Annotated in this window: 1 protein-coding gene; it reads right to left on the bottom strand. The window is 58.6% G+C overall.

Translation table 11 applies throughout. The annotated features are described in order from the left end of the window. A partial coding sequence (locus tag GM79_RS26400) for a transposase (protein ID WP_161787092.1) occupies nt 1-187 on the bottom strand: 187 nt, incomplete at its 3' end. Between the last annotated feature and the right edge of the window lie 122 nt (nt 188-309).

The raw sequence follows: 309 nt of genomic DNA, 5'->3' as shown, positions 1-309 counted from the left end.
CATGGACCGTGGAGGTTGCCCCCAAGCACCGCGGCAAGGCCTTCCACTGCATCCCCGTAACCAAAATATAGTAGATGGCAAAAAACATTTGGCGGTTACAGGCGGCCGGCCGGCCGCGCTTACCAGGGCCGCTGGCCGGCTCCGGCAGCAGCGGGTCAGCGGCGGCCCAGAGTGCGGGAGAAGGCAAAAAATCGGCGTGTATGGTAGCTTCGTATTCGGTTGTAGTCGGGCGCAACGGGAAATTTGTTAGGTGTGGTAACCCCAAAATTCTCGCGCTCGGCTACAACTTCCTTATTTTCCGGATAGGCT

The sequence above is a fragment of the Hymenobacter sp. IS2118 genome (assembly GCF_000715495.1).
Classification (GTDB): domain Bacteria; phylum Bacteroidota; class Bacteroidia; order Cytophagales; family Hymenobacteraceae; genus Hymenobacter.
Note: the sequence above shows the minus strand (reverse complement) of the source record. Positions and strands in the feature narration are given on the sequence as shown.